This window comes from Mesorhizobium sp. P5_C1 (genome assembly GCF_054049815.1).
In genome coordinates this window covers 1-620 of the sequence record NZ_JBFULQ010001344.1, presented here as the reverse complement: position 1 = coordinate 620, position 620 = coordinate 1, and the positions used below count along the sequence as shown (strand labels likewise).

Here is a 620-nt window from a genome sequence, read left to right as displayed (position 1 = left end):
GATCAAGGCATTGCAGACCCTGTCCAGCAGCCACCGCTCGACACGCAAACCGGCCCCTGTCCATGGACTGGCTGCCGGCCCTTTCTCCAACGGTGTAGATGATGAAGCCCGAAATAACGAAGAAGATGTCGACGCCGCCAGGCCCGAAATTGTAGATGTAAGGCGTTGTCCAGTGCCCCCGCATCGGCACGAAAGGGGTGAAGCACATGACTGACCAGGACCATCAATGACGCGACGGCGCAGGCCCTGGACGTTCCGATAGTGCATAGCCCCGAAGTCTCCAAAGCCATCCTCTATCGGCGGTTGCCGGGCAATTCCAGCATGGCACCACCGCCCGGTTTCTGACGAAAAACTTCAAACAGCTTGCTGGATTGCCTCAGTCCTGGCCGCCGCGACAGTTAACGGTGCAGCGCTCGGCTTTTTTGGCTCCACGCCTGCCAGCCGAGCCAACCAGCCGGATTTGTTGATGGGGCGCTCGATCAGATAGAAGCTGACGAAGCCAACCCCGAGGGCTACTGGAACTGAGAAAACCCACAACAGCCTTTGGTCATGCATCCCCGCAAAGCCTGGACTTACGAACAAGGCAACCATCACCGCGTATAGCAGTTGGTGCCATAAAT

Annotated in this window: 2 pseudogenes; both read right to left on the bottom strand. The window is 57.9% G+C overall.

The window, feature by feature from the left end:
• A pseudogene (locus ACXJ7R_RS35730) lies at positions 1-208 on the bottom strand (hypothetical protein); the annotation flags it as partial.
• Between the two features lie 146 nt (positions 209-354).
• Positions 355-620, bottom strand: a pseudogene (locus ACXJ7R_RS35725) (hypothetical protein); the annotation flags it as partial.